The sequence below is a fragment of the Kocuria salina genome, assembly GCF_013368965.1.
Taxonomy (GTDB): domain Bacteria; phylum Actinomycetota; class Actinomycetes; order Actinomycetales; family Micrococcaceae; genus Kocuria; species Kocuria rosea.
This window is the reverse complement of sequence record NZ_SSSF01000007.1, coordinates 108165-134432: the sequence shown is the minus strand read 5'-3', so window position 1 is coordinate 134432 and position 26268 is coordinate 108165. Positions and strand designations below refer to the sequence as shown.

The 26268-nt window shown below is 73.3% G+C and carries 24 protein-coding genes and 1 riboswitch; of the genes, 13 read left to right on the top strand and 11 right to left on the bottom strand.

What is annotated here, in order from left to right; translation table 11 throughout:
• Positions 1–37: 37 nt before the first annotated feature.
• The 4 genes from E7Z53_RS14220 (at position 38) to E7Z53_RS14205 (ending at position 6512) form a co-directional block, all read left to right on the top strand.
• Positions 38–784, top strand: coding sequence for a response regulator transcription factor (locus tag E7Z53_RS14220; RefSeq protein WP_017832172.1), 747 nt, complete (start codon positions 38–40; stop codon positions 782–784).
• A gap of 25 nt (positions 785–809) precedes the next feature.
• Positions 810–2420: a sensor histidine kinase gene (locus tag E7Z53_RS14215; protein ID WP_176338015.1), complete on the top strand. Its 1611-nt coding sequence runs from the start codon at positions 810–812 to the stop codon at positions 2418–2420.
• Positions 2421–2616: 196 nt separating this feature from the next.
• Entirely contained in the window at positions 2617–5940 is a 3324-nt protein-coding gene (locus tag E7Z53_RS14210) for a beta-phosphoglucomutase family hydrolase (RefSeq protein ID WP_176338014.1), read from the top strand.
• A gap of 35 nt (positions 5941–5975) precedes the next feature.
• A complete protein-coding gene (locus E7Z53_RS14205; protein ID WP_109222547.1) occupies positions 5976–6512 on the top strand; it encodes a gamma carbonic anhydrase family protein in 537 nt (178 codons plus the stop codon).
• Positions 6513–6530: 18 nt separating this feature from the next.
• Here the strand turns inward: E7Z53_RS14205 and E7Z53_RS14200 are convergent, their stop codons facing one another.
• Entirely contained in the window at positions 6531–7112 is a 582-nt protein-coding gene (locus E7Z53_RS14200; protein WP_031282322.1) for a TetR/AcrR family transcriptional regulator, read from the bottom strand.
• A gap of 84 nt (positions 7113–7196) precedes the next feature.
• Between E7Z53_RS14200 and E7Z53_RS14195 the strand changes: the two genes are divergently transcribed.
• The 3 genes from E7Z53_RS14195 to E7Z53_RS14185 all read left to right on the top strand — a co-directional run bounded on the left by E7Z53_RS14195 (position 7197) and on the right by E7Z53_RS14185 (position 11366).
• Positions 7197–8291: a Gfo/Idh/MocA family protein gene (locus E7Z53_RS14195; protein WP_176338013.1), complete on the top strand. Its 1095-nt coding sequence runs from the start codon at positions 7197–7199 to the stop codon at positions 8289–8291.
• 117 nt (positions 8292–8408) lie between these two features.
• On the top strand, positions 8409–8933 hold the full coding sequence (locus E7Z53_RS14190; RefSeq protein ID WP_255219585.1) for an Hsp20/alpha crystallin family protein: 525 nt from the start codon (positions 8409–8411) through the stop codon (positions 8931–8933).
• 210 nt (positions 8934–9143) lie between these two features.
• Entirely contained in the window at positions 9144–11366 is a 2223-nt protein-coding gene (locus E7Z53_RS14185; RefSeq protein ID WP_017832165.1) for an NADP-dependent isocitrate dehydrogenase, read from the top strand.
• A gap of 130 nt (positions 11367–11496) precedes the next feature.
• On the opposite strand, the gene purH is transcribed toward E7Z53_RS14185, so the two are convergent.
• Entirely contained in the window at positions 11497–13107 is a 1611-nt protein-coding gene (gene purH / locus E7Z53_RS14180) for a bifunctional phosphoribosylaminoimidazolecarboxamide formyltransferase/IMP cyclohydrolase (protein WP_035926988.1), read from the bottom strand.
• A gap of 79 nt (positions 13108–13186) precedes the next feature.
• Positions 13187–13768 (bottom strand): phosphoribosylglycinamide formyltransferase, encoded by a 582-nt coding sequence (purN, locus tag E7Z53_RS14175; RefSeq protein WP_176338012.1) that lies wholly within the window; start codon positions 13766–13768, stop codon positions 13187–13189.
• A gap of 60 nt (positions 13769–13828) precedes the next feature.
• On the opposite strand from purN, the gene E7Z53_RS14170 reads away from it, so the two are divergent.
• Positions 13829–14335, top strand: coding sequence for a hypothetical protein (locus E7Z53_RS14170; RefSeq protein ID WP_109268814.1), 507 nt, complete (start codon positions 13829–13831; stop codon positions 14333–14335).
• Here the strand turns inward: E7Z53_RS14170 and E7Z53_RS14165 are convergent.
• Positions 14224–15876 carry a cell division protein PerM gene (locus tag E7Z53_RS14165; protein WP_255219584.1) on the bottom strand — a complete coding sequence of 551 codons (1653 nt, stop codon included), beginning with the start codon at positions 15874–15876 and terminating at the stop codon, positions 14224–14226. The genes E7Z53_RS14170 and E7Z53_RS14165 overlap by 112 nt on opposite strands.
• Positions 15877–15991: 115 nt before the next feature.
• Between E7Z53_RS14165 and E7Z53_RS14160 the strand changes: the two genes are divergently transcribed.
• Positions 15992–17167 carry a glycosyltransferase family 4 protein gene (locus E7Z53_RS14160; protein ID WP_172604338.1) on the top strand — a complete coding sequence of 392 codons (1176 nt, stop codon included), beginning with the start codon at positions 15992–15994 and terminating at the stop codon, positions 17165–17167.
• Positions 17168–17170: 3 nt separating this feature from the next.
• Here E7Z53_RS14160 and E7Z53_RS14155 read toward each other — a convergent pair whose 3' ends face one another.
• The gene (locus tag E7Z53_RS14155; RefSeq protein WP_017832159.1) at positions 17171–17554 is read right to left on the bottom strand and encodes a PIN domain-containing protein; all 384 of its coding nucleotides are present in this window, start codon (positions 17552–17554) and stop codon (positions 17171–17173) included.
• An 11-nt stretch (positions 17555–17565) separates the two neighbouring features.
• On the bottom strand, positions 17566–17793 hold the full coding sequence (locus E7Z53_RS14150) for a hypothetical protein (RefSeq protein WP_095650861.1): 228 nt from the start codon (positions 17791–17793) through the stop codon (positions 17566–17568).
• 13 nt (positions 17794–17806) lie between these two features.
• Positions 17807–17932, bottom strand: a riboswitch (SAM riboswitch).
• Between the two features lie 417 nt (positions 17933–18349).
• Here E7Z53_RS14150 and E7Z53_RS14145 point away from each other — a divergent pair.
• Positions 18350–18646 (top strand): hypothetical protein, encoded by a 297-nt coding sequence (locus E7Z53_RS14145; protein WP_017832157.1) that lies wholly within the window; start codon positions 18350–18352, stop codon positions 18644–18646.
• 102 nt (positions 18647–18748) lie between these two features.
• Here the strand turns inward: E7Z53_RS14145 and E7Z53_RS14140 are convergent, their stop codons facing one another.
• The 5 genes from E7Z53_RS14140 to E7Z53_RS14120 all read right to left on the bottom strand — a co-directional run bounded on the left by E7Z53_RS14140 (position 18749) and on the right by E7Z53_RS14120 (position 20678).
• Positions 18749–18937, bottom strand: a complete 189-nt coding sequence (locus E7Z53_RS14140) for a hypothetical protein (RefSeq protein ID WP_017832156.1) — start codon at positions 18935–18937, stop codon at positions 18749–18751.
• Positions 18938–19044: 107 nt separating this feature from the next.
• Positions 19045–19251: a transcription antiterminator/RNA stability regulator CspE gene (gene cspE, locus E7Z53_RS14135; protein WP_017832155.1), complete on the bottom strand. Its 207-nt coding sequence runs from the start codon at positions 19249–19251 to the stop codon at positions 19045–19047.
• A gap of 222 nt (positions 19252–19473) precedes the next feature.
• Positions 19474–19797: a DMT family transporter gene (locus E7Z53_RS14130; protein WP_017832154.1), complete on the bottom strand. Its 324-nt coding sequence runs from the start codon at positions 19795–19797 to the stop codon at positions 19474–19476.
• On the bottom strand, positions 19797–20144 hold the full coding sequence (locus E7Z53_RS14125; RefSeq protein WP_017832153.1) for a DMT family transporter: 348 nt from the start codon (positions 20142–20144) through the stop codon (positions 19797–19799). Before E7Z53_RS14125 ends, E7Z53_RS14130 begins: the two co-directional genes overlap by 1 nt.
• Before the next feature lie 3 nt (positions 20145–20147).
• Positions 20148–20678: a TetR/AcrR family transcriptional regulator gene (locus E7Z53_RS14120; protein ID WP_035926976.1), complete on the bottom strand. Its 531-nt coding sequence runs from the start codon at positions 20676–20678 to the stop codon at positions 20148–20150.
• Between the two features lie 176 nt (positions 20679–20854).
• Between E7Z53_RS14120 and betT the strand changes: the two genes are divergently transcribed.
• The 3 genes from betT (at position 20855) to E7Z53_RS14105 (ending at position 26204) form a co-directional block, all read left to right on the top strand.
• On the top strand, positions 20855–22996 hold the full coding sequence (betT, locus tag E7Z53_RS14115) for a choline BCCT transporter BetT (protein WP_176338011.1): 2142 nt from the start codon (positions 20855–20857) through the stop codon (positions 22994–22996).
• Complete coding sequence (locus E7Z53_RS14110) at positions 22993–24486, top strand: aldehyde dehydrogenase family protein (protein WP_176338010.1); 1494 nt, start codon at positions 22993–22995, stop codon at positions 24484–24486. The genes betT and E7Z53_RS14110 overlap by 4 nt, the downstream gene beginning before the upstream one ends.
• 131 nt (positions 24487–24617) lie before the next feature.
• Positions 24618–26204 carry a GMC family oxidoreductase gene (locus E7Z53_RS14105; protein WP_109268819.1) on the top strand — a complete coding sequence of 529 codons (1587 nt, stop codon included), beginning with the start codon at positions 24618–24620 and terminating at the stop codon, positions 26202–26204.
• Positions 26205–26268: the final 64 nt, after the last annotated feature.

Here is a 26268-nt window from a genome sequence, read left to right as displayed (position 1 = left end):
GCCGGTGCCGCCGGCGGGGACCAGGAGGGATTCCGTCGTGACCGAGCCCGTGCAGCGGCCCACCGCCGTGGACCTCCCGCGCCTGCGGCACCCCGACGGGGCACCGGTGCGCGCCCTCGTCGTCGACGACGAGCCGCTGCTGGCCCAGATGGTGTCCATGGGGCTGTCGATGCTGGGCTGGCAGGTGCGCTCCGCCCACGACGGGGACGCCGCGGTGGCCGAGGCCCGCGGCTTCCGGCCCGACGTCCTGGTGCTGGACGTCATGCTCCCGGGCTGCTCGGGGGTGGAGGTGCTCGAGCGGATCCGCTCCTTCTCCCCCACCGTCCCGGCCCTGTTCCTCACCGCGAAGGACAGCACCGAGGACCGCATCACCGGCCTGGCGGCGGGCGGGGACGACTACGTGACGAAGCCGTTCGACATGGAGGAGCTGCTGCTGCGGCTGCACCGCCTGGTGCAGCGCGCGGGCATCGCCCACCCGGACGCCGCGGAGCTGGTCGTGGGCGACCTCGTGCTCAACGCGGACACCCGGGAGGTCAGCCGCGGGGGCGACGAGATCGCGCTGACGGCCACCCAGTTCGACCTGCTCCGCTGCCTCATGGAGAACGCGCGCCGGGTGCTGAGCAAGCCCCAGCTCCTCGAGCAGGTCTGGGGCTACGACTTCGGCGGCCAGACCAACGTGGTGGAGCTCTACATCTCCTACCTGCGCAAGAAGATCGACGCCGGGCGCCCGCCCATGATCCACACCGTGCGCGGCGCCGGCTACGTGCTCAAACCGGCCGAGTGAGCACCCGCCGAGGACGTGCCGCCCCATGAGCACCGGTCCCACGAGCACCGATCCGACCAGCACCGATCCGACCGCCACCGGCCCGACGGGCACCGGTCCCACGGACCCGGAGGCGACCGGGGCGCGGGCCCGGCCGCGGGGAGCGGGACGGGCGCTGCAGCTGCGCACCAAGCTGCTGCTGACGGTCCTGGCGCTGCTGACCGTCGCGTGCGCCGCCGTGGGCGCCCTGGGTCTCGCGGTCCTCAACGTGTCCCTGGGCGAGCAGCTGGACGGCCGGGTCCGGGACGCCTCGTTCCGCACGATCGAGTACGGGGTCCGTGCCGCCGCCGGGCCCTCGGAGGAGCTCGAGGCCATGATGGACGTCCCCGCGCAGGGCGCCGGCACCCTCAACGCCCGGGTCGTCGACGGCGAGGTGGTCCGCGCCGGGCTCTTCGCCCCCGACGGGACGCGGCAGGAGCTGACCGACGAGGACCGGCGGCGGATCGGGGAGCTCGTGACGGCGCTCGGCGCCGAGTCGGACGACGAGGGGGGCCGGCAGTGGGGCCCCGTGGACGTGGAGCTGGCCGTGGGCGGCTACCGCGTGCTGGTGGTCGACGACCCGTGGGACTGGGGCCTCGTGCTGACCGGTCTGCCGCTGGCCGACAAGGAGGACACCCTGCGCAGCTTCGGGGTGAGCACCGCGGCGATCTCGACCGGCGCCATCGCCGCCACGGGGCTGGTCGGGCTCGTCGTCGTCCGGCGCACCCTGCGCCCCGTGGAGCGGCTCTCCGACGTGGCGACCCGCATCTCTGAGCTCGACCTCGACCACGGGGAGGTGGTCCTGCCGGTGGGGGCCGTGGCGCCGGCCGCGCACCCGGACACGGAGGTGGGCCGGCTCGGCCACGCCTTCGGGCGGATGCTGGACAACGTCGCCCACGCGCTTGCTACCCGCCAGCGCAGCGAGACGCGCGTGCGCCGGTTCGTGGCCGACGCCAGCCACGAGCTGCGCACTCCCCTGGCCAGCATCCGCGGCTACGCGGAGCTGATCCGGCTCACGGAGCCGATGAGCGCGCAGGGCCGCAGCTCCCTGTCCCGGGTGGAGTCCGAGGCGGCCCGGATGACCGCGCTCGTCGAGGACCTGCTGCTGCTCGCGCGCCTGGACGAGGGCCGGGCCGTGGTCACCGAGGACGTCGACCTCCTCGAGCTGGTGGTCGAGACCGTCAGCGACCTCCGGGTCGCGGCGCCCGGCCACGTCTGGCGCCTCGAGCTGCCCGACGAGCCCGTGCTCGTGCGCGGGGACCCGGCCCAGCTACGCCAGGTGCTCATCAACCTGCTCGCCAACGCCCACCAGCACACGCCCGCGGAGACGACGGTCACGGCCTCGCTCGGGACGGAGGCGGGCGCCGGACCGGGGCCCGGCGGCGAGGCCGTGCTCGCCGTGGGCGACGACGGCCCCGGCATCGGCGCCGACTTCCTCGAGCACATCTTCTCCCGCTTCGCCCGGGAGGACCACGCCCGCGCCGCGAGCTCCCGCGGCGCCGGCCTGGGCCTCTCGATCGTCGACGCCATCGTGCGCGCCCACCACGGGCGGATCGACGTCAGCAGCGTCCCGGGCCGCACCCGGTTCACCGTCCGCCTCCCCCTGGCCGACCGCTGAGCGGACGCGGCTTGCCCCCGCGGCCCCCGGGCCGTTTAATGAGCTGGTCAGGAACCGTCGGCACGGACGGCCGTCCCCGCTCCAGTGCCAAACCGCAACGCCGCGTCCGGGGTCCGTCGCGTGCCGCGTGCTGGGGGTTTCTCCGTGCGGTTCCGAGGGGTCGCGGACGCCGCACCCACCTTCCGGAGGAACTCTCGTGAACGCACTGCCCACCGCCCCGTTCACCGCCTCCCTGCCGCGCATCCAGGGCGCGGACGCGCTGCCGCAGGCGGTCGACCAGCTGCGCATCCCCCACGAGGCCGTGATCTTCGACATGGACGGGGTGGTCACGGACACCGCCGCCGTGCACGCGACGGCCTGGAAGACTCTCTTCGACGCGATCCTGGCCGACGACCGGCTCGAGCCGGCCGAGGCCGGCACCACGGTGGACCGCCGACCCTTCGACGCCGACGCCGACTACCGCCACTACGTGGACGGGCGGCGGCGCGAGGACGGGATCCGCTCCCTGCTCGCCGCCCGGGGCGCCTGCCTGCCGGAGGGCGACGAGACGCCGGGGGCGTGGACGGTGCAGGGTCAGGCCGTGCTGAAGAACACCTACTTCCAGGACGCCCTGCAGGTCCAGGGCGTCCGGGTGTTCGAGAAGACCGTGGCGCTCATCGAGCGGCTGCGCGCCGCCGGGGTGCCGGTGGGTCTTGTCACCGCGAGCCGCAACAGCGTCCCCGTGCTGGCGGCGGCCGGGCTGCAGGACTCCTTCGACATCATCGTGGACGGCCACTTCGCGGCCGAGCACGGGCTGCCCGGCAAGCCGGCGCCGGACACGTTCCTGACCTGCGCGAAGATGCTCGGGGTGAACCCGGCCCGCTCCGCGGTGGTGGAGGACGCCGTGTCCGGGGTGCAGGCCGCCGCCGCCGGCGGCTTCGGCATGGTGGTGGGGATCCGCCGCCACGGCGAGCGCAAGGACCTGTACCGGGCCGGGGCCACGGTCGTGCTCAACGACGTCGGCGAGCTCGACCTCGGCGCCCGCCGCGACGACCCCTGGAAGCTGGTCTTCGAGGGCTTCGACCCGGCCACCGAGGCCCGGCGGGAGACCCTGCTGACGCTGGCGAACGGCTACATGGGCGTGCGCGGGTCGGCCTGCGAGTTCCCCGACAACGGGGTGCACTACCCCGGCAACTACCTGGCCGGCATCTTCAACCGGGTGGTGAGCCACCTGAGCGGCCGCGACGTCGAGCACGAGTCCATGGTCAACGCCCCCAACTGGACCCACCTGGACCTGCGGGTCTCCGGCGGCGACTGGTGGTCGGAGGGCGGGCTGCGCCCGTCCGAGGAGCGGATCGAGCTCGACCTGCGCCGCGGGCTGCTCATCCGGTCCCTGATCCTCACCGACCTCAACGGCGACCGGGGCGAGGACGGGGCCCACGCCCGGCTGGAGGTCGTCCAGCGCCGCCTCGTGTCGCTGCGCTTCCGCCACCTGGGGGCGCAGGAGACCACGGTGACGGCCCGGGGGTTCTCGGGGCGGCTGCACCTGCGCACGGGCATCGACCCCAGCGTGCGCAACAACGGGGTCGCGGAGTACCAGGACCTCAACGACCACCACCTGGTGGACCTCGAGTCGACCTCGCTGCCCGACGACCACGAGACCCTGCTCTCGCACGTGCGCACCACCCAGTCCAAGATCGAGATCACCACGGCCCAGCGCACCACCATCGAGGGCGGCCAGAACGTCCGGGAGCGCCGCGAGATCCGGCCCGGCGGCACCGAGTTCCGCCGCCACCAGGTCAACATCGCCGACGGCCGCCCGGTGATCATCGACTCGACCACGGCCGTGGTCACGAGCCGCGACGCCGCGATCGGCTCGCCCCGCGAGGGCGCCCTCGCGGAGCTCGACCGCAACCCCAGCGGCGTCCGGGGCCTGCTGCCCTCGCACGAGATCGAGTGGTCCCTGCTGTGGGACCGCTTCGACGTGGACGTGTGCCCGGACCCGGAGGAGCGCACCGGGGAGCTGGCCATCACCCAGCTGGCGCTGCGGGTGCACCTGTTCCACGTGGCCCAGACGCTGGCGCCGCACATGTCCCTGCGCGACGCCGGGGTCCCGGCCCGCGGCCTGCACGGCGAGGGCTATCGGGGGCACATCTTCTGGGACGAGCTCTACATCCTCCCGGTCGTCAACCTGCACCAGCCGCAGGTGACGCGCGCCCTGCTCTCCTACCGGTGGCGCCGGCTGCCCATGGCCAAGCACCGGGCCACCGAGTTCGGGCTCGAGGGCGCGGCGTTCCCGTGGCAGTCCGGCTCCGACGGCCGGGAGGAGACCCCGCCGGAGCTGTTCAACCACCACTCCAACCGGTGGCTGCCGGACAACTCGTGGCGGCAGTTCCACGTGGGCCTCGCGATCGCCTACAACGCCTGGATCTACTACGAGACCACCGGTGACCTCGACTGGCTGGCGGGGCAGGGCTCGGAGCTGATCATCGGGATCACCCGGCTGTTCGCGTCGCTCACCGACTACGACCCCGCGGACGGCCGCTACCACATCGCCGGCGTCATGGGCCCGGACGAGTACCACGACGGCCCGCGCGGCCAGCACGGCGGCGGGCTGAAGGACAACGCCTACACGAACGTGCTGGCGGCCTGGCTGTTCCGGCACAGCGCGCACATCTTCCACGACATGGTGGAGCACCAGCGCGAGGAGCTCTCCGCCCGCTTCGACCTCTCGGCCGAGGAGGTCGGGACCTGGCAGCGGATGGCCGAGCGGATGTTCGTGCCGTTCAACACGGACGGCACCATCAGCCAGTTCCACGGCTACGACGACCTCGACGAGCTGGACTGGGAGTACTACCGGGCCAAGTACCGCAACATCGGCCGCCTCGACCTCCTGCTGGAGAACGAGGGCGACATGACCAACAACTACAAGCTGGCCAAGCAGGCCGACACGATCATGCTGGTCTACCTCTTCGGTCCCGACGGCCTGGTCGAGGAGCTCGGCCGGATGGGCTACGAGGTGGACCACGCCGCCATCGAGCGCACCGTCGACTTCTACATCGCGCGGTCCTCGCACGGCTCCTCCCTGTCCCGGGTGGTCAACGCCTCGGTGCTCGCGTGGCTGAACCCGGACCGTTCGTGGTCCTCGTTCCAGGACGCCCTCCTGGTGGACCTCGACGACACCCAGGGCGGGACCACGGGCGAGGGCATCCACCTGGGCGCCATGGCCGGCTCCGTCGACGTCGTGACCCGCGCCTACGCGGGGCTGCGCGTGCGCGGCGGCTGGCTCGAGTTCGACCCGGCCCTGCCGAGCCAGCTGGACGCCGTCTCGTTCACGGTGCTGTACCGCGGCCAGGTGATCCGGGTCTGCATCGACCACCACGTCCTGGAGCTCGAGGGGGCCTCCCGGCGCGCGGACGACGTCACGATCCACGTGCACGGCGCGGAGTACGTGCTCAAGGGCGGCCAGAAGATCCGCGTGGCCATCCAGCACGGGCACCAGCGCGCCCCGCGGCCGGCCGTCACGCGGCAGGGCGTCTGAGCCGCGGGCGGCGGGCCCGCCGCTAGGCTGGGCCCATGGCACACTCCACGACGCCCGGCACGGTCCTCCCGCACGGGGGGCACGAGCCCCGGATCGACTCCTCCGCCTTCGTGGCCCCGACCGCCACGGTCGTGGGCGACGCCGAGCTGGGGCCGGAGTCCGGGGTCTTCTACGGCGCCGTGGTGCGCGGCGACCGCTCCCCCGTCCGGCTGGGCGCGCGGTCCAACCTGCAGGACAACGTGGTGGTCCACTCCGACCCCGGCCACCCCTGCACGATCGGCGCGGACGTGAGCGTCGGCCACGGCGCAGTGGTGCACGGGTGCACCGTGGAGGACGAGGTCCTGATCGGGATGAACGCGACCGTCCTCAACGGCGCCGTGATCGGGACGGGCTCGCTGGTGGCCGCGGGCGCCGTCGTCCTCGAGGGCACCGTGGTGCCGCCCCGCTCCCTCGTGACGGGGGTGCCGGGCAGGGTCCGGCGCGAGCTCACGGACGAGGAGCAGGAGAAGGTCCGTGCCAACGCGCGCACCTACGTCCGGCTCTCCGCCGAGCACCGCCGGCTCACCGCCTGAGCCGGGCCCGGCGGCCCGTCACTGCGCCGCGAGGGTGCGCGCGTAGTCCAGGTACGCGCCGTGGTCGAAGCCGGGCAGCAGGCAGGACTGCACCACCCAGCCCTGCAGCACCGAGAGGATGGCCTGGGCGAACATGCCGGCCCACTCGCGGGCCGCGTCGTCGTCGAGGCCCAGCTCCTCGACCGCCCACCGCCCGTAGCGCTCCTCCACCCGGTCCCGCACGCGCCCGAGGTGCTCCCCGGCCAGCGCGGCCAGACCGGGGTCGCTCACCGCCCCGCCCCACGTGATGAGCAGCAGGCGGGTGGTGGCGGGATCCGCGGCCAGCCGCTCCAGCAGTCCCACGACCCACGCCGCGGGGTCGGTGCCGGGCTCGTCCTCCGCGGCGGCGAGGACACGGTCCAGGGCCGCGCGGGCGGCCGCGGCCACGAGCTCCTGCTTGCTCGGGAAGTGGTTGTAGAGCGCCCCCGCGGACAGCCCCGTGGCGGCGATGATGCGGTGCATCGACGCCCCCTCGTAGCCGTGCTCGAGGAAGCACTCGCTGGCGGCCGCCACGATCTCGCGGCGGCGCTCGTCCTTGTACTGCTGGCTCACCCGGGGCACGCCCTCAGCCTACGCCACGAACGGTCGTTCGATCGGAGTCGGCGGACGGGGACCCGGCGCCGGGCGGCGTGGCAGAATGCGCCCATGCCTGCCCAGACCCTCAGCCCGTTCGTCGACGCCTCCCTCGACGCCGCCCACCTGGACGACCCCGGCACCGCGACCGGCCGCACGCTCGGATGGGGCGTGGTCAGCACCGCCGACATCGCGGAGAAGGTGGTCCCGGACATCGCGGCGCTGCCCGACGCCCGGCTCGTGGCCGTGAGCTCGCGGGACCAGGACCGCGCCGAGGACTTCGCCCGCCGGCACGGGGTGGAGCGGGCCTACGGCGGCACCGCCACGAGCACGGGACTGGACCGGCTCGCGGCCGACCCGGACGTGGAGATCGTCTACGTGGCCACCCCGCACGGCTACCACCACCGGGACGTCTCGGCGCTGCTGCGGGCCGGCAAGCACGTGGTGTGCGAGAAGGCCCTCGCCATGACCGCGGCGGAGGTCCGCGACCTGCTCCGCCTGGCCCGCGAGCACGGCGTCTTCCTCATGGAGGCCGTCTGGACCCGCATGACCCCCGGCTTCCGCACCGCGATGCGCTGGGTCCGGGAGGGCCGGCTCGGCCGGGTCCGCTCGGTCGAGGGGTCCATCGGCACGCACCGGGCCCTGGACCCGGCCCACCGCCTGTTCCGCCGGGCCGACGGCGGCGGGGTGCTGCTGGACATGATGGTCTACCCCCTGACGTGGACCGCCGCGGTCCTGGGGGCCCCGGAGCGCTGGAGCGCCCGCGCGGAGCTCGGCGCCACGGACGTGGACCTGGACACCGCCCTGACCCTGGACTTCGGGCACGGCCGGGCGCACGTGAGCGGCACCCTGTCCGCCACGGTCCCCCACCAGGTGACGATCAGCGGCACGGACGGCTGGCTGCGGGTGGACGGACGGATCAACTGCCCGACCACCCTGGTGCTGCAGACCGCCGAGGGCGCCCGCACGGGCGCCGCCCCCCTCGTGGAGCGCGTGGACGTGGCGGGCGCCGGATACGTGTTCGAGATGCGCGAGGCCACCCGCTGCGTGCAGCAGGGCCTGCTCGAGTCCCCCGTGATGCCGTGGGCCGACTCCCTCGAGCTCGTGGAGCTCTTCGACCGGGTGCGGGCGCAGATCGGCGTGCGGTATCCCCACGACGCCCGCTGAGGGCGGTTCGCCCTGGGCGATGGGGGCCGGGACCCGTTGAAGACCGCGGGGAGCGGGATTATCATGGTCAACAGTTGAGTTGATCGGACTCAACTAAATGTCGAAGACATTGCTCATATGGTTGAGGAGATGATTGACGTGGCCACGATGTTCACCCCGTTCAACGATTTCGACCGGCTCGCCGCCTCGCTGTTCGCCCGGCAGGGCCTGCGCGAGATGCCCATGGACCTGTACCGGGACGGCGACCAGTACATCCTCCGGGCGGACCTGCCCGGCATCGACCCGGAGAGCGTCGACGTCGACGTCGACGGCCAGCTGCTGACGATCCGCGCGGAGCGGGAGCTGCCCGAGGTGCAGGACGTCCAGTGGATCACCCGGGAGCGGCAGAGCTCCTCGTTCGTCCGCCAGCTCAACCTGGGCCAGGGCATCGACATCCAGAACATCGCCGCGAACTACGACAACGGCGTGCTCACGGTCACGATCCCCGTCTCGGCGCAGGCCAAGCCGCGCAAGATCCAGGTGGTCTCCGGACAGGGCGAGCAGCAGGCCCTGGGCGAGGGCCGGGACGAGTCCGGCGACCGCGTGATCGGCGAGGGCGAGCTCGTCAACGGCGCCGGGTCCACCCAGTCCACGGAGGGCTGAGCCCGGCCCCCGGCACCGGCACGCCCCCGGGCGGGGCCCCACGGCCACGGGCCCGTTCCCCGCGGGGAACGGGCCCGCCGCCGTGCCCGGGCCGCCCGCGGCCTCCGGCCGGACGGCGGGCCCGGCCAGCGGGCGGGGCGCCGCCTCGGGTATCTTGGCACCAGGAAGCACCACCACCGATCCGACGACATCCTGGGAGACAGCCCGCACATGGCCAAGATCATCTACACCCGCACCGACGAGGCGCCCCTGCTCGCCACCTACTCCTTCAAGCCGATCATCGAGGCCTACGCCTCGACCGCCGGCGTCGAGGTGGAGACCCGCGACATCTCCCTGGCCGGGCGCATCATCGCCGCGTTCGGCGACCGCCTCCCCGAGGAGCAGCGGGTGGACGACGCCCTCGCCGAGCTGGGCGAGCTGGCCAAGAAGCCCGAGGCCAACATCATCAAGCTGCCCAACATCTCCGCCTCCGTCCCGCAGCTGAAGGCCGCGGTCAAGGAGCTGCAGGAGCAGGGCGTCGCCCTCCCCGACTACCCGGACGAGCCCCGCACCGAGGAGGAGAAGGAGACCCGGGCCCGCTACGACAAGATCAAGGGCTCCGCCGTCAACCCGGTGCTGCGCGAGGGCAACTCGGACCGCCGCGCCCCCGCCTCGGTCAAGAACTACGTCCGCAAGAACCCGCACCGCATGGGCGAGTGGACGGCGGAGTCGAGGACGAACGTCGCCACGATGGGCGCCGACGACTTCCGGGACAACGAGAAGTCCGTGGTCATGGACGGCGACGACACCCTGACGATCCGCCTGGTGGCCGAGGACGGCAGCACCACGGTGCTCAAGGAGTCCGTCCCCGTGCTGGCCGGCGAGGTCGTCGACGGCACCGTGATGCGGGCCGCCGCCCTGGACGCGTTCCTCGCGGAGCAGGTCGAGCGCGCCAAGCGGGAGGACGTCCTGCTCTCGGTGCACCTGAAGGCCACCATGATGAAGGTCTCCGACCCGATCATCTTCGGCCACGTCATCGAGGCGTTCTTCCCGGAGCTCTTCGCCGCCCACGGCGCGGCCCTCGAGAAGGCGGGTCTCTCCCCCGCCAACGGGCTCGCGGCGATCCTCAACGGCCTCGACGCCCTGCCCGCCGACGTGCGCGACGACGTGCGGGCCGCGATCGACAAGGGCCTCGCCGAGGGCCCGAAGCTCGCCATGGTGAACTCCGACAAGGGCATCACGAACCTGCACGTGCCCTCCGACGTCATCGTCGACGCGTCGATGCCCGCCATGATCCGCACCTCCGGGCACATGTGGGGTCCCGAGGGCGAGGAGGCGGACACCCTCGCGGTGCTGCCGGACAGCTCCTACGCCGGGGTCTACCAGGTGGTCATCGACGACTGCCGCGCCCACGGCGCGTTCGACCCGACCACCATGGGCTCCGTGCCCAACGTCGGCCTCATGGCGATGAAGGCGGAGGAGTACGGCTCCCACGACAAGACCTTCGAGATCCCCGTGCAGGGCACCGTCCAGGTCGTCGACTCCTCCGGCGCCGTGCTCATCGAGCACGAGGTCTCCCCCGGGGACATCTGGCGGGCGTGCCAGACGAAGGACGTCGCGATCCGCGACTGGGTCAAGCTCGCCGTGACCCGCGCGCGGGCCTCCGCGACGCCGGCCGTGTTCTGGCTGGACCGCACCCGCGCCCACGACACCAACCTCATCGCGAAGGTCGAGCAGTACCTGACCGAGCACGACACCGAGGGCCTGCAGATCGAGATCATGTCCCCCGAGGAGGCCACCGCGTTCTCGATCGAGCGGATCCGCCGCGGCGAGGACACCATCTCGGTCACCGGCAACGTGCTGCGCGACTACCTGACGGACCTGTTCCCGATTCTCGAGCTGGGCACCTCCGCGAAGATGCTCTCGGTGGTCCCGCTCATCAACGGCGGCGGGCTCTTCGAGACCGGCGCCGGCGGGTCCGCGCCGAAGCACGTCCAGCAGCTGGTGGAGGAGAACCACCTGCGCTGGGACAGCCTCGGGGAGTTCCTCGCCCTCGCCGCGAGCCTCGACCACCTGGCGACCACGGCCGACAACGAGCGCGCCCGGATCCTCGGTGAGACCCTCGACCGGGCCACGGGCACGTTCCTCGAGGAGAACAAGTCCCCGAGCCGGAAGGCCGGCGAGATCGACAACCGCGGCAGCCACTTCTACCTGGCCCTGTACTGGGCCCAGGAGCTGGCCCGCCAGGACGAGGACGCCGAGCTGGCGCAGGCCTTCGCCTCCGTGGCGGAGCAGCTGGCGGCCAACGAGGACGCGATCAACGAGGAGCTGCTCTCCGTGCAGGGCCGTCCCGCCGACATCGGCGGCTACTACCGCCCGGACGACGCCAAGACGTTCTCGGTGATGCGCCCCTCGGAGACCTTCAACCGGGTCCTCTCCTCGCTCAGCGCGTGAGCTGAGCGCCTGAGCGGAGCGCGCGGGCCGACCGCGCGCTCCGGCACGGGCAGCACGCACGGCAGCGGCCGCACTCCCCGCGGGGAGTGCGGCCGCTGCCGTGCGCGGGGCATGCCGCCCCGGAGACGGCTCAGTGGAAGAAGTGCCGGGACCCGGTGAAGTACATCGTCACGCCGGCGGCCTCGGCCGCGGCCACGACCTCCTCGTCCCGGATCGAGCCGCCGGGCTGGACCACGGCGCGCACGCCGGCGTCGAGGAGCACCTGGAGGCCGTCCGCGAACGGGAAGAACGCGTCCGAGGCCGCCACGGCGCCGCGCGCGCGCTCGGCGCCGTCCTCGCCCAGGGCGTTGGCCCGCTCCACGGAGAGCTTGCAGGAGTCCACCCGGTTGACCTGGCCCATGCCGATGCCCACGGACGCGCCGCGGTCGGCGAGCAGGATCGCGTTGGACTTCACCGCCCGCAGCGACGTCCACGCGAAGGCGAGGTCGGCGAGCGTCCGCTCGTCCGCCGGCTCCCCCGCGGCCAGCGTCCAGCCGGCGGGGTCGTCGCCCGCCGCGTCGAGCCGGTCCGAGACCTGCAGCAGCGCGCCGCCGGAGATCTGCCTGTACTCGAGGACGTCCCGCTCGAAGCCCTCGGGCAGCTCGAGCAGGCGGATGTTCTTCTTGGCCTGCAGGATCTCCAGGGCCGCCGGCTCGAAGCCGGGGGCCACGACGACCTCGGTGAAGATGTCCTGCACGGTCTCGGCCATCGCCCGGGTCACGGTCCGGTTCGCGGCGATGACCCCGCCGTAGGCGGAGAGCGGGTCGCACGCGTGGGCCTTGCGGTGGGCGTCGGCGATCGGGTCCTCGGCGCCGGGGGTGGCCACGGCCAGCCCGCAGGGGTTGTTGTGCTTGACCACGGCCACGGCCGGCTCGTCGAAGTCGTAGGCGGCGCGCAGCGCGGCGTCGGCGTCCACGTAGTTGTTGTAGGACATCTCCTTGCCGTGCAGCTGGTCGGCCTGGGCGATGCCGGGGGACGCGGCCTCGTCCACGTAGAGCGCCCCCTTCTGGTGGGGGTTCTCGCCGTAGCGCAGGGAGGCCGAGCGCTGCAGGGCCAGGCCGGCGTAGGGCGGCCAGAAGTTGGCGTCCTCGTCCCGCTCGAACTGCTGGGCCGTCCAGGTGGCCACCGCGGTGTCGTAGGCGGCGGTGTGCGCGAACGCCGCGGCGGCCAGCCGGCGGCGTGCCCGCAGGTCGAAGCCGCCCGAGGCCGCCGCCTCCACGACCGCGTCGTAGGAGGACGGGTCCACGACCACGGACACGGCCGCGTGGTTCTTCGCAGCGGCCCGGACCATGGAGGGGCCGCCGATGTCGATCTGCTCGACGACCTCGTCCTGGCCCGCGCCGGAGCGCACGGTGTCCACGAACGGGTAGAGGTTCACGACCACGAGGTCGAACGGCTCGATCTCCAGCTCGGCGAGCTGGTCCATGTGGTCCTGCTTCCGGCGGTCCGCGAGGATGCCCGCGTGCACCCGCGGGTGCAGGGTCTTGACCCGCCCCTCCAGGCACTCCTGGAACCCGGTGACCTCCGCGACCTCCGTCACCGGCACGCCCAGGTCGGCGATGCGCCGTGCGGTCGAACCGGTGGACACGATCGCGACGCCGGCCCGGTGCAGCCCCGTGGCGAGACCCTCCAGCCCGGTCTTGTCGTAGACGGACACCAGCGCCCTCTTGAGGGGCACGCGGTCAAGCTGGGTGGGGCTCACAGGTTCTCCAAGCGTTCGAGGTCTGGGGTTGCCGGCGGGATCCGCCGGGAACCATTTTACGGACCCTCGCCGGGCCTGCTCACCGGGCGTCGTGCAGGGCTCCCTGCCGGGCCGCCGCGCCGAGCGTGCGCACGAGCAGCTCGCGCTCGGCGGCCTTGATCCGCTCGTGCAGCTGCGCCTCGGTGTCCCCCTCCTCCACGGGCACCGCCGCCTGCGCCAGGATCGGACCGGCGTCGACGTCGGCCACGACCTCGTGGACGGTGACGCCGGTGACCTTCACCCCGTGCGCGAGGGCGTCCCGCACCGGGTGCGCCCCCGGGAAGGACGGCAGCAGCGAGGGGTGGGTGTTGACAATGCGCCCCGCGAACGCCTCGACGAACTCGGCGTCCACGATCCGCATGAACCCCGCGAAGACGATCCGGTCGGGCTCCCGGGCGGCCACCGCCTCCTGCAGGGCACGGTTCCACCGCGTCCGGTCGGGGTGGTCGCCGGGCCGGACGAGGAACGTCTCGACGCCGGCCTCCCGGGCCCGCTCCAGGCCGGTGCAGGGCTTGTCCGCGCCCACGGCGGCGATCTCGACGTCGATCCGGCCCTCCCGGACGGCGTCGAGGACCGCCTGCAGATTGGTGCCGGAGCCGGAGACCATGACCACGATGCGCATGCCCCCGAGTCTAGTCGGGCGGGCGGGGAGGGGCCCCCGGGGTGCCCTAGAGTGAAGGGCATGACCCCTCCCCGCCCGACCCCCGAGGCAGCCCCCGCGGACGCACGACGCGCCGCCGCGACCCGCACGGCAGGGGGCGCGCTGGTGTGCGCGGCGGTCGCCCTGGTGCTCGTCGGCTCCGCCCTGTGGCCGACCGTGGCCGGGGTCGTGCTGGCCGTCCTCGGGATCGGGCTGGGCGTCGCGGCGCTCGTGCGCTCCCGCGGGACCGGCACGCGCCGGCTGCTGGTGCTGAGCGCGGTCGCCGCGATCGTGCTGGGCGCGCTGAGCCTGCTCACCGGCGGGGCCCGTCTGGCCCTGTGGCCGGTGGCCGAGGCCTACCAGGAGTGCGTCGCCGGCACCCTCACCCTCTCCGGGGCGGCGCAGTGCCAGCAGGAGCTCGAGGACGGGATCTGGAGCTATCTCTCCGGCGGCCCGGCGGCGCCGGCGTCGGAGGACGCCGCGGGTGCCTCGGCCGCGTCCACGTCGAACGCCTCCGCGGACCCGGTCTCCGCCACGGCCGGCCCCTGAGCCGCCCACGGGCCCGCGTCCCGGTGCCCGTCCGCGGTGCTGCGGCCGGTCCTGGGCCCGTCCGCGCCGTGCCCCTCGGTCCCGTGCTGGTCGGCCCCGTGCCCGCGTGCGGGCCGCGGCCTCCGCCGGCCGGCCGAGCGCATGGCGCGCCGGGCCGCGGTCTCCTCCCGGCGCCGCCGGCGCGCTGCCCGCCGGCCGGCCGGCGTCCGGTCCTCGCCGTCCTCGCCGCCGCGGGGCGGCGCGAACGGCGGCTCGTGCTCGAGCCACGGTCCCAGCACACAGCCGACCGCCGCCCCGACGGCCACCTCGGCGCCGCACAGCAGCAGCACGGCGGGACCGTCCGGTCCCACGTCCGTGAGCCGCCCGAGCCCCAGCGAGCCGTGCGCGAGCCAGCTCAGCAGCATCACCAGCACGCCGGCGACGGCGCCCACGAAGACCCCGGTCAGCAGCGTCGAGAGCGGGTACGTGATCCAGCGCGCGGGCAGCCGCAGCGCCATCCAGTCGTCCAGGTGGTTCTCCCCCTCGCGCAGGAACCACCAGCCGGCGAGGACGCCGGCCAGGACCGGCAGCACGACCACCACGAGCGCCCAGGCCGGGAGCTCGGCGGGCGGCAGCGCGGCGAGCGCCGGGAGCAGCGGCACAGGCCCGGCCTCGGTGCCCAGCGGAGAGGCGTGCGTGCCGGAACCGAGCTCGAAGCCCGCGCCCGTGGCCCAGGCCAGGGCGTAGACCGCGAGGTTGGGCAGGTAGCCGAGCTGGAGTCCCGTCAGCGCGGTGTCCCCCGGCACGCCGGTGCCCAGCCGCTGGTAGACGCCCACCACGTCGTTCCAGTTCCAGAACAGGGCGGCGGCCAGCAGGGCGGCCCCGGCCCCGACCCCGGCCACGGCCGCGACGAAGCCGGCGCGCAGCACCGCCCACACGTAGGACCCGGCCCAGCGAGAGTACTGGCTCGTGCGCTCGACCCACGCGGCGGCGTTGACGCCGATCAGTCCCGGCAGCGACCGGGAGGCCCGGTACGCGCCCACGAAGCCGCCCAGGGCCACGGGGACGAGCGGGAAGACGGCGGCCGCGGCCGGGCTCGCCGAGACCTCCCCTCCGCTGAAGAGCAGCGCGGCGGCGGCGCCGAACGCGGAGTAGGCGGCCAGTCCGCTGAGGTACGGCTGCCAGAACTGGCCCTCCCAGCAGGCGCGGGCCAGCCGTCTCCCGGCGTGCCAGGAAAGGGCGAACGGCACCAGGGTGAGCCCGAGCGGGACGAGGTTGAGCGTCCCGGTGGTCGCGGGCAGCCCTGCGCCCGGGTCCAGGGCCACCTGGAGCGGGGTGAGGTGGGCGAGCAGCCACACGTGACCGGAGAGCACGAACCCGCCGGTCAGGCCGAGGGTGTCGAAGCCGTCGGCGAGCCACACCATGAGGACGGTCAGCAGGACCAGCAGGTAGGACACCACGGCCACGGAGCCGAGTTCCAGCACGCCCTGCAGCCACAGCGGCATGGGCACACCCCGGCGGTCCGGGCGTGCAGCGGGGGAGGACAGGCCTTGGGAGTTCATCACCGACCATCCTCCCACGCCCGGGCGGCACCCCGGCCGAGGCTTCACGGCGCCTTCACCGGCGGGCCACGCCCCGCTCGCCGTCCGGTCGCCCGGCCCCGGCAGGCTCGGGAGCATGAGAGTCGCCGTGGTCGCCGAGCAGTTCCTCCCCCACCTCAACGGAGTCACCCACTCGGTGCTGCGGGTCGTCGAGCAGCTGGTCGCCGGCGGGCACGACGTCGTGGTCGTGGCGCCCTCCTACGAACCCGCGCCGCTCGGGCGCCCGGCGGAGCAGGTCGTCGAGGACCTCGACGGGGTGCCGGTGCACCGGCTGCCAGCCGTTCCGCTCACCGGCTACCCCGCCGTGCGGGTGGCCGGCGGGACCGTGGCCCGGGTGCGGCGGCAGCTGGAGCGCTTCCGGCCTGACGTGGTCCACGTGGCCTCCCCGTTCGTGCTGGGCCGCCGGGCGATCCTGGCGGCCCAGCAGCTCGGGGTGCCGTGCGTGGCGGTCTACCAGACCGACGTGCCCGGCTACGCGGCCAAGTACGGGGCCCCGTTCCTCGAGCAGCTCCTGTGGGGGCACGTGCGCTCCATGCACAACCTCGCCACGCTCACGCTCGCGCCGTCCACCGCGGCGGTCCGGCAGCTCACCGAGCACGGCGTCCAGGACGTGCACCTGTGGCGGCGCGGGGTGGACACCACCCGCTTCTCCCCCCGGCACCGCGACGAGCGGTGGCGGGAGGAGGTCGGCGGCGGCCGGCGGATCGTCGGCTACGTGGGCCGGATCGCCCCGGAGAAGCAGGTCGAGGACCTCTCCGCGGTCGCGGACCTGCCCGGCACCCGCCTGGTGGTCGTGGGCTCGGGCCCGGAGGAGGACGCCCTGCGCCGCCGGCTCCCGCAGGCCCACTTCACCGGGCGCCGCAGCGGTGCCGACCTGGCGCGCATCATGGCGTCCTTCGACGTGTTCGTCCACCCCGGCGAGTTCGAGACGTTCTGCCAGACGATCCAGGAGGCCATGGCCTCGGGGGTGCCGGTGGTCGCGACCGGCCGGGGCGGTCCCCTCGACCTCGTGGACCGGTCCCGCACCGGCTGGCTCTATCCCCCGGGCGACCTCGGGGCGCTGCGCGGGCACGTGGCGGATCTCCTGGGCGACGAGGCGAAGCGGGCCGCGTTCGGCGTCGCGGCGCACGCGGCGGTCCAGGGCCGGACGTGGGACGTCCTGGTCGGGCAGCTGCTCGAGCACTACGAGCGCGCCGTGGCGCTCTCGGCGCAGGGGCAGGGGCGCAGCCGCCGGCACCGCCGGGCCGTCTGAGGGCTACCGGCGGGCGGGGGACGCGTCCAGCACGGGCGCCCCGGTGCCGGCGTACCGCCCCGGCTCCGCGGTCAGCACGGTCAGCCCGTGGACCAGGGCCGTGGCCGCGGTGAGCCCGGCGAGCGGATCGGCCGCCCCCGTCGCGGCCAGCGCTCCCCACGCCCGGGCCACGGCGGCGTCCGCGGGGAGGACCCGGCCCGGGAAGCGCAGCTCGAGCTGCTCCGCCCACAGCGTCTCGTCGGGCCGCTCGGCGAGCAGCTCCCCGAGCACCGTGGCGGGCAGGAACAGCCGCCGGTGTCCGTGCCGGCGCAGGACCTCGGCCAGCTCGGGGCAGCGCTCCGGGGTGCGCACCCCCAGCAGCACGGAACGGTCCAGGAGGAGGTCCACGGCGGCGGGCCTCAGGCCGCGGCGGCGAGCTCCCCGCGGGCCGGAGCCAGCAGGAAGTCCACGAACTCGGTGCGGACCTGCACCACGCGGGCGTAGTCCTCGACGCTCATGGCGGAGACGCTGATCGCCGGGACGCTCGGCGCGGGGTCGCGGCGGGTCCCGTCCCCGGTGGCCGGGACGGCGTGGGAGGGCTGGGGGAACGCGCCCGTGCGGGCGGCGGAGTGGCGGGGGTCGGACATGACCGGGATCCTTCGTGCGCTCTTGCTCGCACCGGGTACCGCTGCTGCGGCGATGCGAGCCGCTTCGTCATCCGAACCACCCGTGAACATGGGGTTGGTGCCCGGTCAAGTCGGAGCTTGCCGACCGGGTCTCTTGAAGCTCTCCCCATTGAACCACATCGGCCGAACAGTGTCCGCGTGCGGCGACCCGGCCGGATCCGGTGCCCCCTCCTGTGCACAGGCCTTCCCCGGGGTGTCACCGCCCGGACATCTCGACGACACATCGTTGCGCTGGAATGGGTCCCGTAGTACCGGGGACGGCGCAGGCGACGGCCCCGCGCATTACGTTTCAGTGACACAACTCACGACTCGCTTGTCGAGGTGTCGGTGCCGCGGGGTAGCCTGAACCTGCTTCTCGAGATGCGGCGTCCACGCCCTCGGCCGGAGATCGACGATCCCCGGCGGAACCGTGGAGGGGCTCCGACCCGCTGCGCGCCAACCCGATGTTCCCGGGTGGATCGGATGACGAAGCGGCGGGCAACGCCATCGGATGCCTGCAAGAACGTCAGGAGAAAACATGACCATGTCCGAAGAAAGAACAGCCATCACCACCGACCAGCGCGAGGAGTGGATCGACGTGACCGTCACCGCCCTCCCCGATCTCCACCTCGTCCGTCTCACGTCGACCGACGGGGACGTGCAGGAGTACCTGAGCCCCGAGGCCGACGACCTGGCCGCCGCGGCGGAGCACACGGAGGGTACGGCGCAATGGTGCGCCAAGTACCGCCAGCTCCTCGTTCCCGGAGCCCTCGCGGCGACCGGACGGCACCCGTTCTTCAAGCTCCACCCCTCGTCCCTCCCGCTGTCGGCATAGCCGGCGGACAGGAGCGCACGGAGGCCGCAGCCCGTCGGGCTGCGGCCTCCGTCGTGCGGGAGGACGGTGACGTCCGGAGCGCCGGTGGGACCCGCGGGGTGCTCACTCGAGGCCGTAGTCCCCCGCCGAGCCCCAGCCGCCGCCGGCCTCGTCGGCGGAGCCGTCGAATCCCCACTCGGAGGCCTCGACCTCGAACGGCACGGAGACGTCCAGCTCGGCGTCGGAGACCCGGTTCACCACGAAGGGGTCCTCCGGCTCCTCCGCGGCGGGGAGCGGATCGGGAACGGTCACGGCGCTTCCTCCCGGTGCTGCTCGGCGGGTACGACGACAGAACCGCCGCCGGGCGCAGCCCGACGACGGTTCTGGAGGATCAACGGGCCGGAGCCCGCGGAAGATCCTTAGGAGATGACGTTGATGTTCGCAGCCTGGGGGCCCTTGGGGCCGTCCTGGGTCTCGAACTCGACGCGGTCGTTCTCGTTCAGCGAGCGGAAGCCGTTCGAGTTGATCGCGGAGAAGTGGGCGAAGACGTCCTTGGAGCCGTCCTCGGGGGTGATGAAGCCGAAGCCCTTGTCAGCGTTGAACCACTTGACGATACCGGTAGTCATGGGAGACCTGATCCTTCATGAGATGAACGTTTCCCGACGTTCGAGAAACAAAACAGTTGCGATGCATGGAAAACGTCTTCTCAGAAAAACTGCTGCACCCGAGTGGGCCGAACTGCTTGAAAGACAAAAACGAACCTCAACAACTGCGGACTACTCTACACGAGATCCGGCGCCGCACCACCCGGGACGGGGCGCCGGACCCGGCCCGGCACCGGGGACCGCTCAGACCGGCGGGGCGCCGAGCTCGATGAGGAGCACTCCGCCGGCGATGAGGGCCACCCCGGCCGCCGTCACCCAGGTGAACGGCTCGCGGAACAGGACCCGGCCGGCCAGTGCCGTCAGCGCCACGCCGGAGGCCGACCAGATGCCGTAGGCGACGCCCAGCGCCATGCCCTCGGCCAGGACGAGGCTCAGGCAGGTGAACGCCACCAGGTAGCCGACGGCCACGGCGGCGTACCAGCGGCGGCGGCCCCGGGCGGCCATCCGCAGGGACAGGGTTCCGGCGACCTCGGTGAGGATCGAGACACTGAGGAAGAGCCAGGCCATCAGGCCGCCTCCTCGGTCTCGGGGGCGGGGCGGCGGGAGCCGAGCTCCACGCAGAGCACGCCGGCCACGACCAGCACGATCCCGGCCAGCACGGCCGGGCTCAGCCGCTCACCGTAGACCACGGCCGCCGCCAGAGCGGTGAGCATCACCCCGAGGGCGGCCCACACGCCGTAGGCGACCCCCACCGGCATGCCGCGGCGCAGCACGGCCGCCAGGAGGGTGAACGCGGCGAGGTAGCCGGCGACGACGAGCGCGTACCAGGCGGGCTCGTCCAGAGCCGCCTTCAGCGACAGTGTGGCCGCCACCTCGGCGAGCACGGCGGCGAGCAGCAGCAGCCGGCGCAGCACGGCTCAGCCCTCCAGGAGCTCGTCGGCGACCGCCCTGACCCGGGCCCGTTCCTGCGGGTCGGGGGCGAAGACGCCCGCGGCGTCGGCGAACCACACGCCGTCGGCGAGCAGCCGCACGGCCAGCAGCCGGCTCCGGCGCTCGGCGGGCAGGTCCGCGGGCAGGTGCACCCACGGCTCCACCCGCGCGACCCAGCGCTCCTTGAGCGTGGCGCGCAGCCGCTGGTCGGTGAGCATCACGAGGTCGGTCTCGTCGACCTCCCCGGACAGGCACCAGTCGAGGTAGGCGCGCAGCCGTTCCGCCGCGGGCACCTGCTCCGGGGGGCCGGGCAGGCGGCGGGCCATCTGCGCGTCCCAGCCGTCCATCACCCGGTCCACCAGGGCGAGCATCAGCGCCTCCTTGGTGGGGAAGTGGTACATCACCCCGGGCTTGGTCAGACCCGCCTGCCGCGCGGCCGACGCCAGGGAGACCGTGCCGCCGCCCCGGATCAGCTCGAGGGCGCCGTCGAGGATGCGCTCGCGGGAGGAGGTGCTCATGAGAAAGAACTTTACCAACCGGAAGGGTGGTGACACGATGTTGAGCATCCCCGGGGCGCGGGTTTCGGCCGCCGCACCGGTCCGCGGGCACGACGACGTCCCGCCCCTGCCCGGTCCGCGCTGGACCCGGCAGGTGCTCCCCGACCCGGATCACCACTTCCAGGAGGACTCGTCCCATGACTTCCGCCCTGCACCAGTCACCGCCCGAGAGCGGCACCCCACCCGCCGGGCGCTCCCGGCCGGCCGTGAACCGGACGGTCTTCGCCGGCTCGGGCATCACCATCGTCCTGTTCTCCCTGTGGGCGATCCTCGCCCCCGACCAGGCCTCCGCGGTGATCAGCGCCGTGGTCGGCTGGATCGCGACCAACATGGGCTGGTTCTACGTCCTGACGGCCACCGTGGTGACGGTCTTCGTCCTGGTCGTGGCGTTCTCCCGCGAGGGGACCATCAAGATGGGCCCCGACCACTCGAAGCCGCAGTACAACCTGTTCACCTGGACCGCGATGCTCTTCGCCGCCGGCATCGGCATCGACCTGCTGTTCTTCTCCGTGGCCGAGCCCGTCACCCAGTACTACGGCCCGCCCGCCGGGGAGGGCGGGACGGCCGAGGCCACCCGCATGGCCGTGGTGTGGACGCTGTTCCACTACGGCGTCACGGGCTGGGCGATGTACGCGCTGATGGGCATGGCCTTCGGCTACTTCGCCTACCGGTGGAACATGCCCCTGAGCATCCGCTCGGCCCTCTACCCGCTGATCGGCAGGCGGGTGCAGGGGCGCACAGGGGACGTCGTGGACATCGCGGCGCTGCTGGGCACGATCTTCGGCGTGGCCACCTCGCTGGGCATCGGCGTGGTGCAGCTCAACTACGGCCTCTACCTGCTCTTCGGGATCGAGGAGGGGACCGCGGCGCAGATCGGGCTGATCGTCGTGGCCGTGGTGATGGCCACCGCCTCGTGCGTCTCCGGCGTGGACAAGGGCATCCGCAGGCTCTCCGAGCTCAACGTGCTCATGGCCGTGGCGCTGATCGTCTGGGTGCTCGTGGCCGGCCGGACCTCGTTCCTGCTCGACGCCACGGTGCAGAACCTCGGCGACTACGTCTCCTCGCTGCCGGGGATGACCATGGAGACGTTCGCCTACACCGGTGCGGCGGAGTGGATGGCGGGGTGGACCCTCTTCTTCTGGGCCTGGTGGATCGCCTGGGCGCCGTTCGTCGGCCTGTTCCTGGCGCGGATCTCCCGGGGCCGCACCCTGCGCGAGTTCGTGATCGCGACCCTGACCGTGCCGTTCCTGTTCATCCTCATCCTGGTCTCGGTCTTCGGCAACAGCGCCCTGGCGATCGTCACGGGCGGGGACGACGCCTTCGGCCAGGCCGCCATGAACACCCCCGAGCGGGCGTTCTACTCGCTGCTCGAGCAGTACCCGGGCGCGCCGGTGCTCATCGCGCTCGCCTCGCTGGCCGGGCTGCTGTTCTACGTCACGAGCGCCGACTCGGGCGCGCTCGTGATGTCGACGTTCACCTCGACGATCCAGGACCCCACCCAGGACGGGCCCAAGTGGCTGCGCATCTTCTGGGCCGCCGCCACCGGGCTGCTGACCCTGGCGATGCTGCTGGTGGGCGGGGTGCCGACCCTGCAGGCCGCCACGCTGATCATCGGCCTGCCCTTCTCGATCGTGATGTACCTGGTCATGATCGGGTTCTGGAAGGCCCTGCGCGCCGAGCGCTCCCAGCGCGAGGGGCGCAGCTCCACCCGCCGCTCCGCGGCCGCGTCCCGCATCCCCGGCCCGGACAGCCACTGGCGCCGGCGGCTCTCCCGGACCGGCTCGTTCCCGGGCCCGAAGGCCGTGCGCCGCTACGAGGACGAGGCGCTCGTCCCCGCCCTCGCGGAGGTCGTCGAGGAGTTCCGGGCCCAGGGCCTCGACGCCGAGCTCACCAGTTCGGTGGTCGGCTACCAGGACCTGTCCGAGCACACGCTGACCGTGCGGATGGGCGAGGACCGGGACTTCTGCTACCAGATCTATCCGGTGGCCACGCCCGTGCCGGCCTTCGGCGGGTTCCGCACCAACCCGGACTCCGACCTGTACTACCGCCTGGAGGTCTTCAACGAGACCGGCTCCCAGGGCACGGACGTCATGGACTGGAGCCACGAGCAGGTCATCAACGACGTCCTCGACAGCTGGGAGGCGCACCTGGCCTTCCTGAGCATCCACGACGGGCCGTCCGTCATCCAGGACGGCGAGCAGGGCCACCCCGACTGGTCCACCGACATCCACGACGTGCCGACGGGGCAGATCCCCGCGGCGAAGGAGGCACACCCGTGAGCAGCACCTTGTTCATCGACGGCCAGTGGCAGGCCGCCGCCGAGGGCGGCACCCGCACCATCGTCTGTCCCGCCGACGGCGCCGAGGTCGGCACCGTCGCCGAGGCGACCGCGCAGGACACCGAGCGCGCGATCGCCGCGGCCCGCCGCGCCTTCGACGACGGCCGCTGGTCGTCCGTGCCGGCGCCGGAGCGTGGGGACCTGCTGCTGCGGGTCGCCGCCCGGCTGCGCGAGCGCAAGGACGAGTTCGCCCGCGCCGAGTCCCTCGACACCGGCAAGCGGCTGGTCGAGTCCGAGATCGACATGGACGACATCGCCGCGTGCTTCACGTACTTCGGCAAGGCCGCCGCGGAGCAGGCCGGGCGCGTCGTCGACGCCGGGGACCCCACCGTGGTCTCGAAGGTCGTCACCGAGCCCGTGGGCGTGTGCGGGATGATCACGCCCTGGAACTACCCGCTGCTCCAGGCCGCGTGGAAGATCGCCCCGGCGATCGCCGCCGGGTGCACCTTCGTGCTCAAGCCCGCCGAGCTCACCCCTCACACGGCGATCCTGATGATGCAGGTCCTCCAGGAGGTCGGCCTGCCCGACGGCGTGGCCAACCTCGTGCTGGGCGCCGGCACCGAGGTGGGCGCGCCGCTGTCCTCCTCCCCCGACGTGGACCTCGTCTCCTTCACCGGCGGCGTGCTGACCGGCCGGCGGATCGCGGCCGCCGCCGCGCCCACCGTGAAGAAGGTCGCCCTGGAGCTCGGCGGCAAGAACCCCAACGTGGTCTTCGCGGACGCCGACTTCGACGCCGCCGTGGACAACGCCCTCAACGCCGCGTTCGTGCACTCCGGGCAGGTCTGCTCTGCCGGGGCGCGCCTGGTGGTCGAGGAGCCGATCGCCGAGCGCTTCGTCGACGAGCTCGTCCGCCGGGCCGAGCGGATCCGCCTCGGCGGACCCTTCGACGAGCAGGCCGAGACCGGGCCCCTCATCTCGGCGGCCCAGCGCGAGAAGGTGCACGCGTACGTGGAGCGCGCCCGCGAGCAGGGTGCGCGCGTCCGCACCGGCGGCGAGCACTCCACCGGGACGTCCGCCGACGGGTCGCTGGACCTCGGACGGGGCTTCTTCTACCCGCCCACCGTGATCGACCGCTGCACCCGCGAGATGGACTGCGTGCACGACGAGGCCTTCGGCCCCACCGTCACGGTCGAGACCTTCCGCACCGAGGACGAGGCCGTCGAGATCGGCAACGACACGATCTACGGCCTCGCCGGGGCCGTGTGGACCGCGGACGCCGGCCGCGCCCACCGCGTGGCGGGCCGGCTGCGCCACGGCACGATCTGGATCAACGACTTCCACCCCTACCTGCCGCAGGCGGAGTGGGGCGGGATGAAGCAGTCGGGCGTCGGGCGCGAGCTCGGCCCCACCGGCCTGGGCGAGTACCAGGAGCTCAAGCACGTCTACCAGAACACGGCCCCCGCCGTGACCGGCTGGTTCGCCGCACCCTGACCCGCGCCCGCCCGGCGTCGTCGTCGCCCGCACGACGACGACGCCGGCGCGCCCCCGACCCCGCACGTCCCGAGAACCGCCACGCCCCGAAAACTTCCCGAGACCTTCCCGAGACCCTCCCGAGGAGAGACATGACCACGCCCAGCACCACCCCAGCGCCAGAGACCCCGCAGGAGTTCGACTACCTGGTGGTCGGCGGCGGCTCCGCCGGCGCCGTCGTCGCCGCCCGCCTGTCCGAGGACCCGTCCGTGAGCGTCGGGCTGATCGAGGCCGGACCGCACGACCGGGACATCGACGAGGTGCTGACCCTCAGCCGGTGGATGGAGCTGCTGGAGTCCGGCTACGACTGGGACTACCCCGTCGAGGAGCAGGAGAACGGCAACTCGCACATGCGCATGGCCCGCGCCAAGGTGCTGGGCGGCTGCTCGTCGCACAACTCGTGCATCGCGTTCTGGGCCCCGGCCGAGGACCTGGACGAGTGGGAGGAGGTCCACGGCGCCGAGGGCTGGAACGCCGAGACCGCCTTCCGGCTCTACCAGAAGCTCGAGACCAACGACGACGAGGGCGCCCACCACGGCCACGACGGGCCCGTGCACCTGATGCAGATCCCGGACGACGACCCCTGCGGCGTCGCCCTGCTCGAGGCCTGCGAGCAGGCGGGGATCCCGCGCACCACCTTCAACACCGGCAAGACCGTGGTCAACGGCGCGAACTTCTTCCAGGTCAACCGCCGCGCCGACGGCACCCGGGCGTCCTCGTCCGTGTCCTACCTGCACCCGGCCGCCGACCGGGACAACCTCACGGTCCTGCACTCGACCCAGGCCAAGCGCGTGGTCGTCGAGGACGGCCGGGCGACCGGCGTCGAGGTGGTGGACAACGCCTTCGGCACGTCCCGGACCGTGCGCGCCCGCCGCGAGGTGGTCGTCTCCGCCGGCGCCATCGACACCCCCAAGCTGCTGATGCTCTCCGGGATCGGACCCGCCGAGCACCTGCGCGAGGTCGGCGTGGACGTGCTCGTGGACGCCCCCGGCGTCGGCGAGCACCTGCAGGACCACCCCGAGGGCGTGCTCCAGTGGGAGGCCCGCCGGCCCATGGTCACCGAGTCCACCCAGTGGTGGGAGGCCGGGATCTTCACCCAGGTGGACCCGGACACCGACCGGCCGGACCTGATGATGCACTACGGCTCGGTCAACTTCGACCTGCACACCTACCGGCAGGGCTACCCCACCTCGGACAACGCCTTCTGCCTCACCCCGAACGTCACCCACGCGCGCTCCCGCGGCACGGTGCGCCTGCGCTCGCGGGACTTCCGGGACAAGCCCCGGGTCGACCCCCGCTACTTCACCGACCCCGAGGGCTACGACCTGCGCATCATGACCGCCGGGATCCGCAGGGCCCGGGAGATCGTCGCCCAGTCGGCGCTGGCCGAGTGGGCCGGTGCGGAGCTGTTCCCGGGCCCGGACGTGCAGACCGACGAGGAGATCGCCGACTACGTCCGGCGCACCCACAACACCGTCTACCACCCGGCCGGGTCCTGCCGGATGGGACCGGCCGACGACCCGATGTCCCCGCTGGACCCGCAGCTGCGGGTCAAGGGGGTGGCGGGCCTGCGCGTGGCCGACGCCTCGGTGATGCCGGAGCTGACCACGGTGAACCCCAACATCACCGTCTACATGATCGGGGAGCGCGCGGCGGAGCTGATCGCCGCGGACGCCTGAGCGCCTCCCGCGCAGCACCCCCGCCGCCGGACCGGGCGCGGACGGGCCCCGGGTCGCACACCGA

Coding starts and splice junctions, on each gene's coding strand:
- E7Z53_RS14185 (WP_017832165.1), top strand. CDS start 9,144: ATGGCCAAGATCATCTACACCCGCACCGACGAGGCGCCCCTGCTCGCC.
- E7Z53_RS14170 (WP_109268814.1), top strand. CDS start 13,829: ATGACCCCTCCCCGCCCGACCCCCGAGGCAGCCCCCGCGGACGCACGA.
- E7Z53_RS14205 (WP_109222547.1), top strand. CDS start 5,976: ATGGCACACTCCACGACGCCCGGCACGGTCCTCCCGCACGGGGGGCAC.
- E7Z53_RS14150 (WP_095650861.1), bottom strand. CDS start 17,793: ATGTCCGACCCCCGCCACTCCGCCGCCCGCACGGGCGCGTTCCCCCAG.
- E7Z53_RS14195 (WP_176338013.1), top strand. CDS start 7,197: ATGCCTGCCCAGACCCTCAGCCCGTTCGTCGACGCCTCCCTCGACGCC.
- E7Z53_RS14105 (WP_109268819.1), top strand. CDS start 24,618: ATGACCACGCCCAGCACCACCCCAGCGCCAGAGACCCCGCAGGAGTTC.
- E7Z53_RS14215 (WP_176338015.1), top strand. CDS start 810: ATGAGCACCGGTCCCACGAGCACCGATCCGACCAGCACCGATCCGACC.
- betT (WP_176338011.1), top strand. CDS start 20,855: ATGACTTCCGCCCTGCACCAGTCACCGCCCGAGAGCGGCACCCCACCC.
- cspE (WP_017832155.1), bottom strand. CDS start 19,251: ATGACTACCGGTATCGTCAAGTGGTTCAACGCTGACAAGGGCTTCGGC.
- E7Z53_RS14165 (WP_255219584.1), bottom strand. CDS start 15,876: ATGAACTCCCAAGGCCTGTCCTCCCCCGCTGCACGCCCGGACCGCCGG.
- purN (WP_176338012.1), bottom strand. CDS start 13,768: ATGCGCATCGTGGTCATGGTCTCCGGCTCCGGCACCAATCTGCAGGCG.
- E7Z53_RS14130 (WP_017832154.1), bottom strand. CDS start 19,797: ATGGCCTGGCTCTTCCTCAGTGTCTCGATCCTCACCGAGGTCGCCGGA.
- E7Z53_RS14190 (WP_255219585.1), top strand. CDS start 8,409: ATGGTTGAGGAGATGATTGACGTGGCCACGATGTTCACCCCGTTCAAC.
- E7Z53_RS14120 (WP_035926976.1), bottom strand. CDS start 20,678: ATGAGCACCTCCTCCCGCGAGCGCATCCTCGACGGCGCCCTCGAGCTG.
- E7Z53_RS14145 (WP_017832157.1), top strand. CDS start 18,350: ATGACCATGTCCGAAGAAAGAACAGCCATCACCACCGACCAGCGCGAG.
- E7Z53_RS14160 (WP_172604338.1), top strand. CDS start 15,992: ATGAGAGTCGCCGTGGTCGCCGAGCAGTTCCTCCCCCACCTCAACGGA.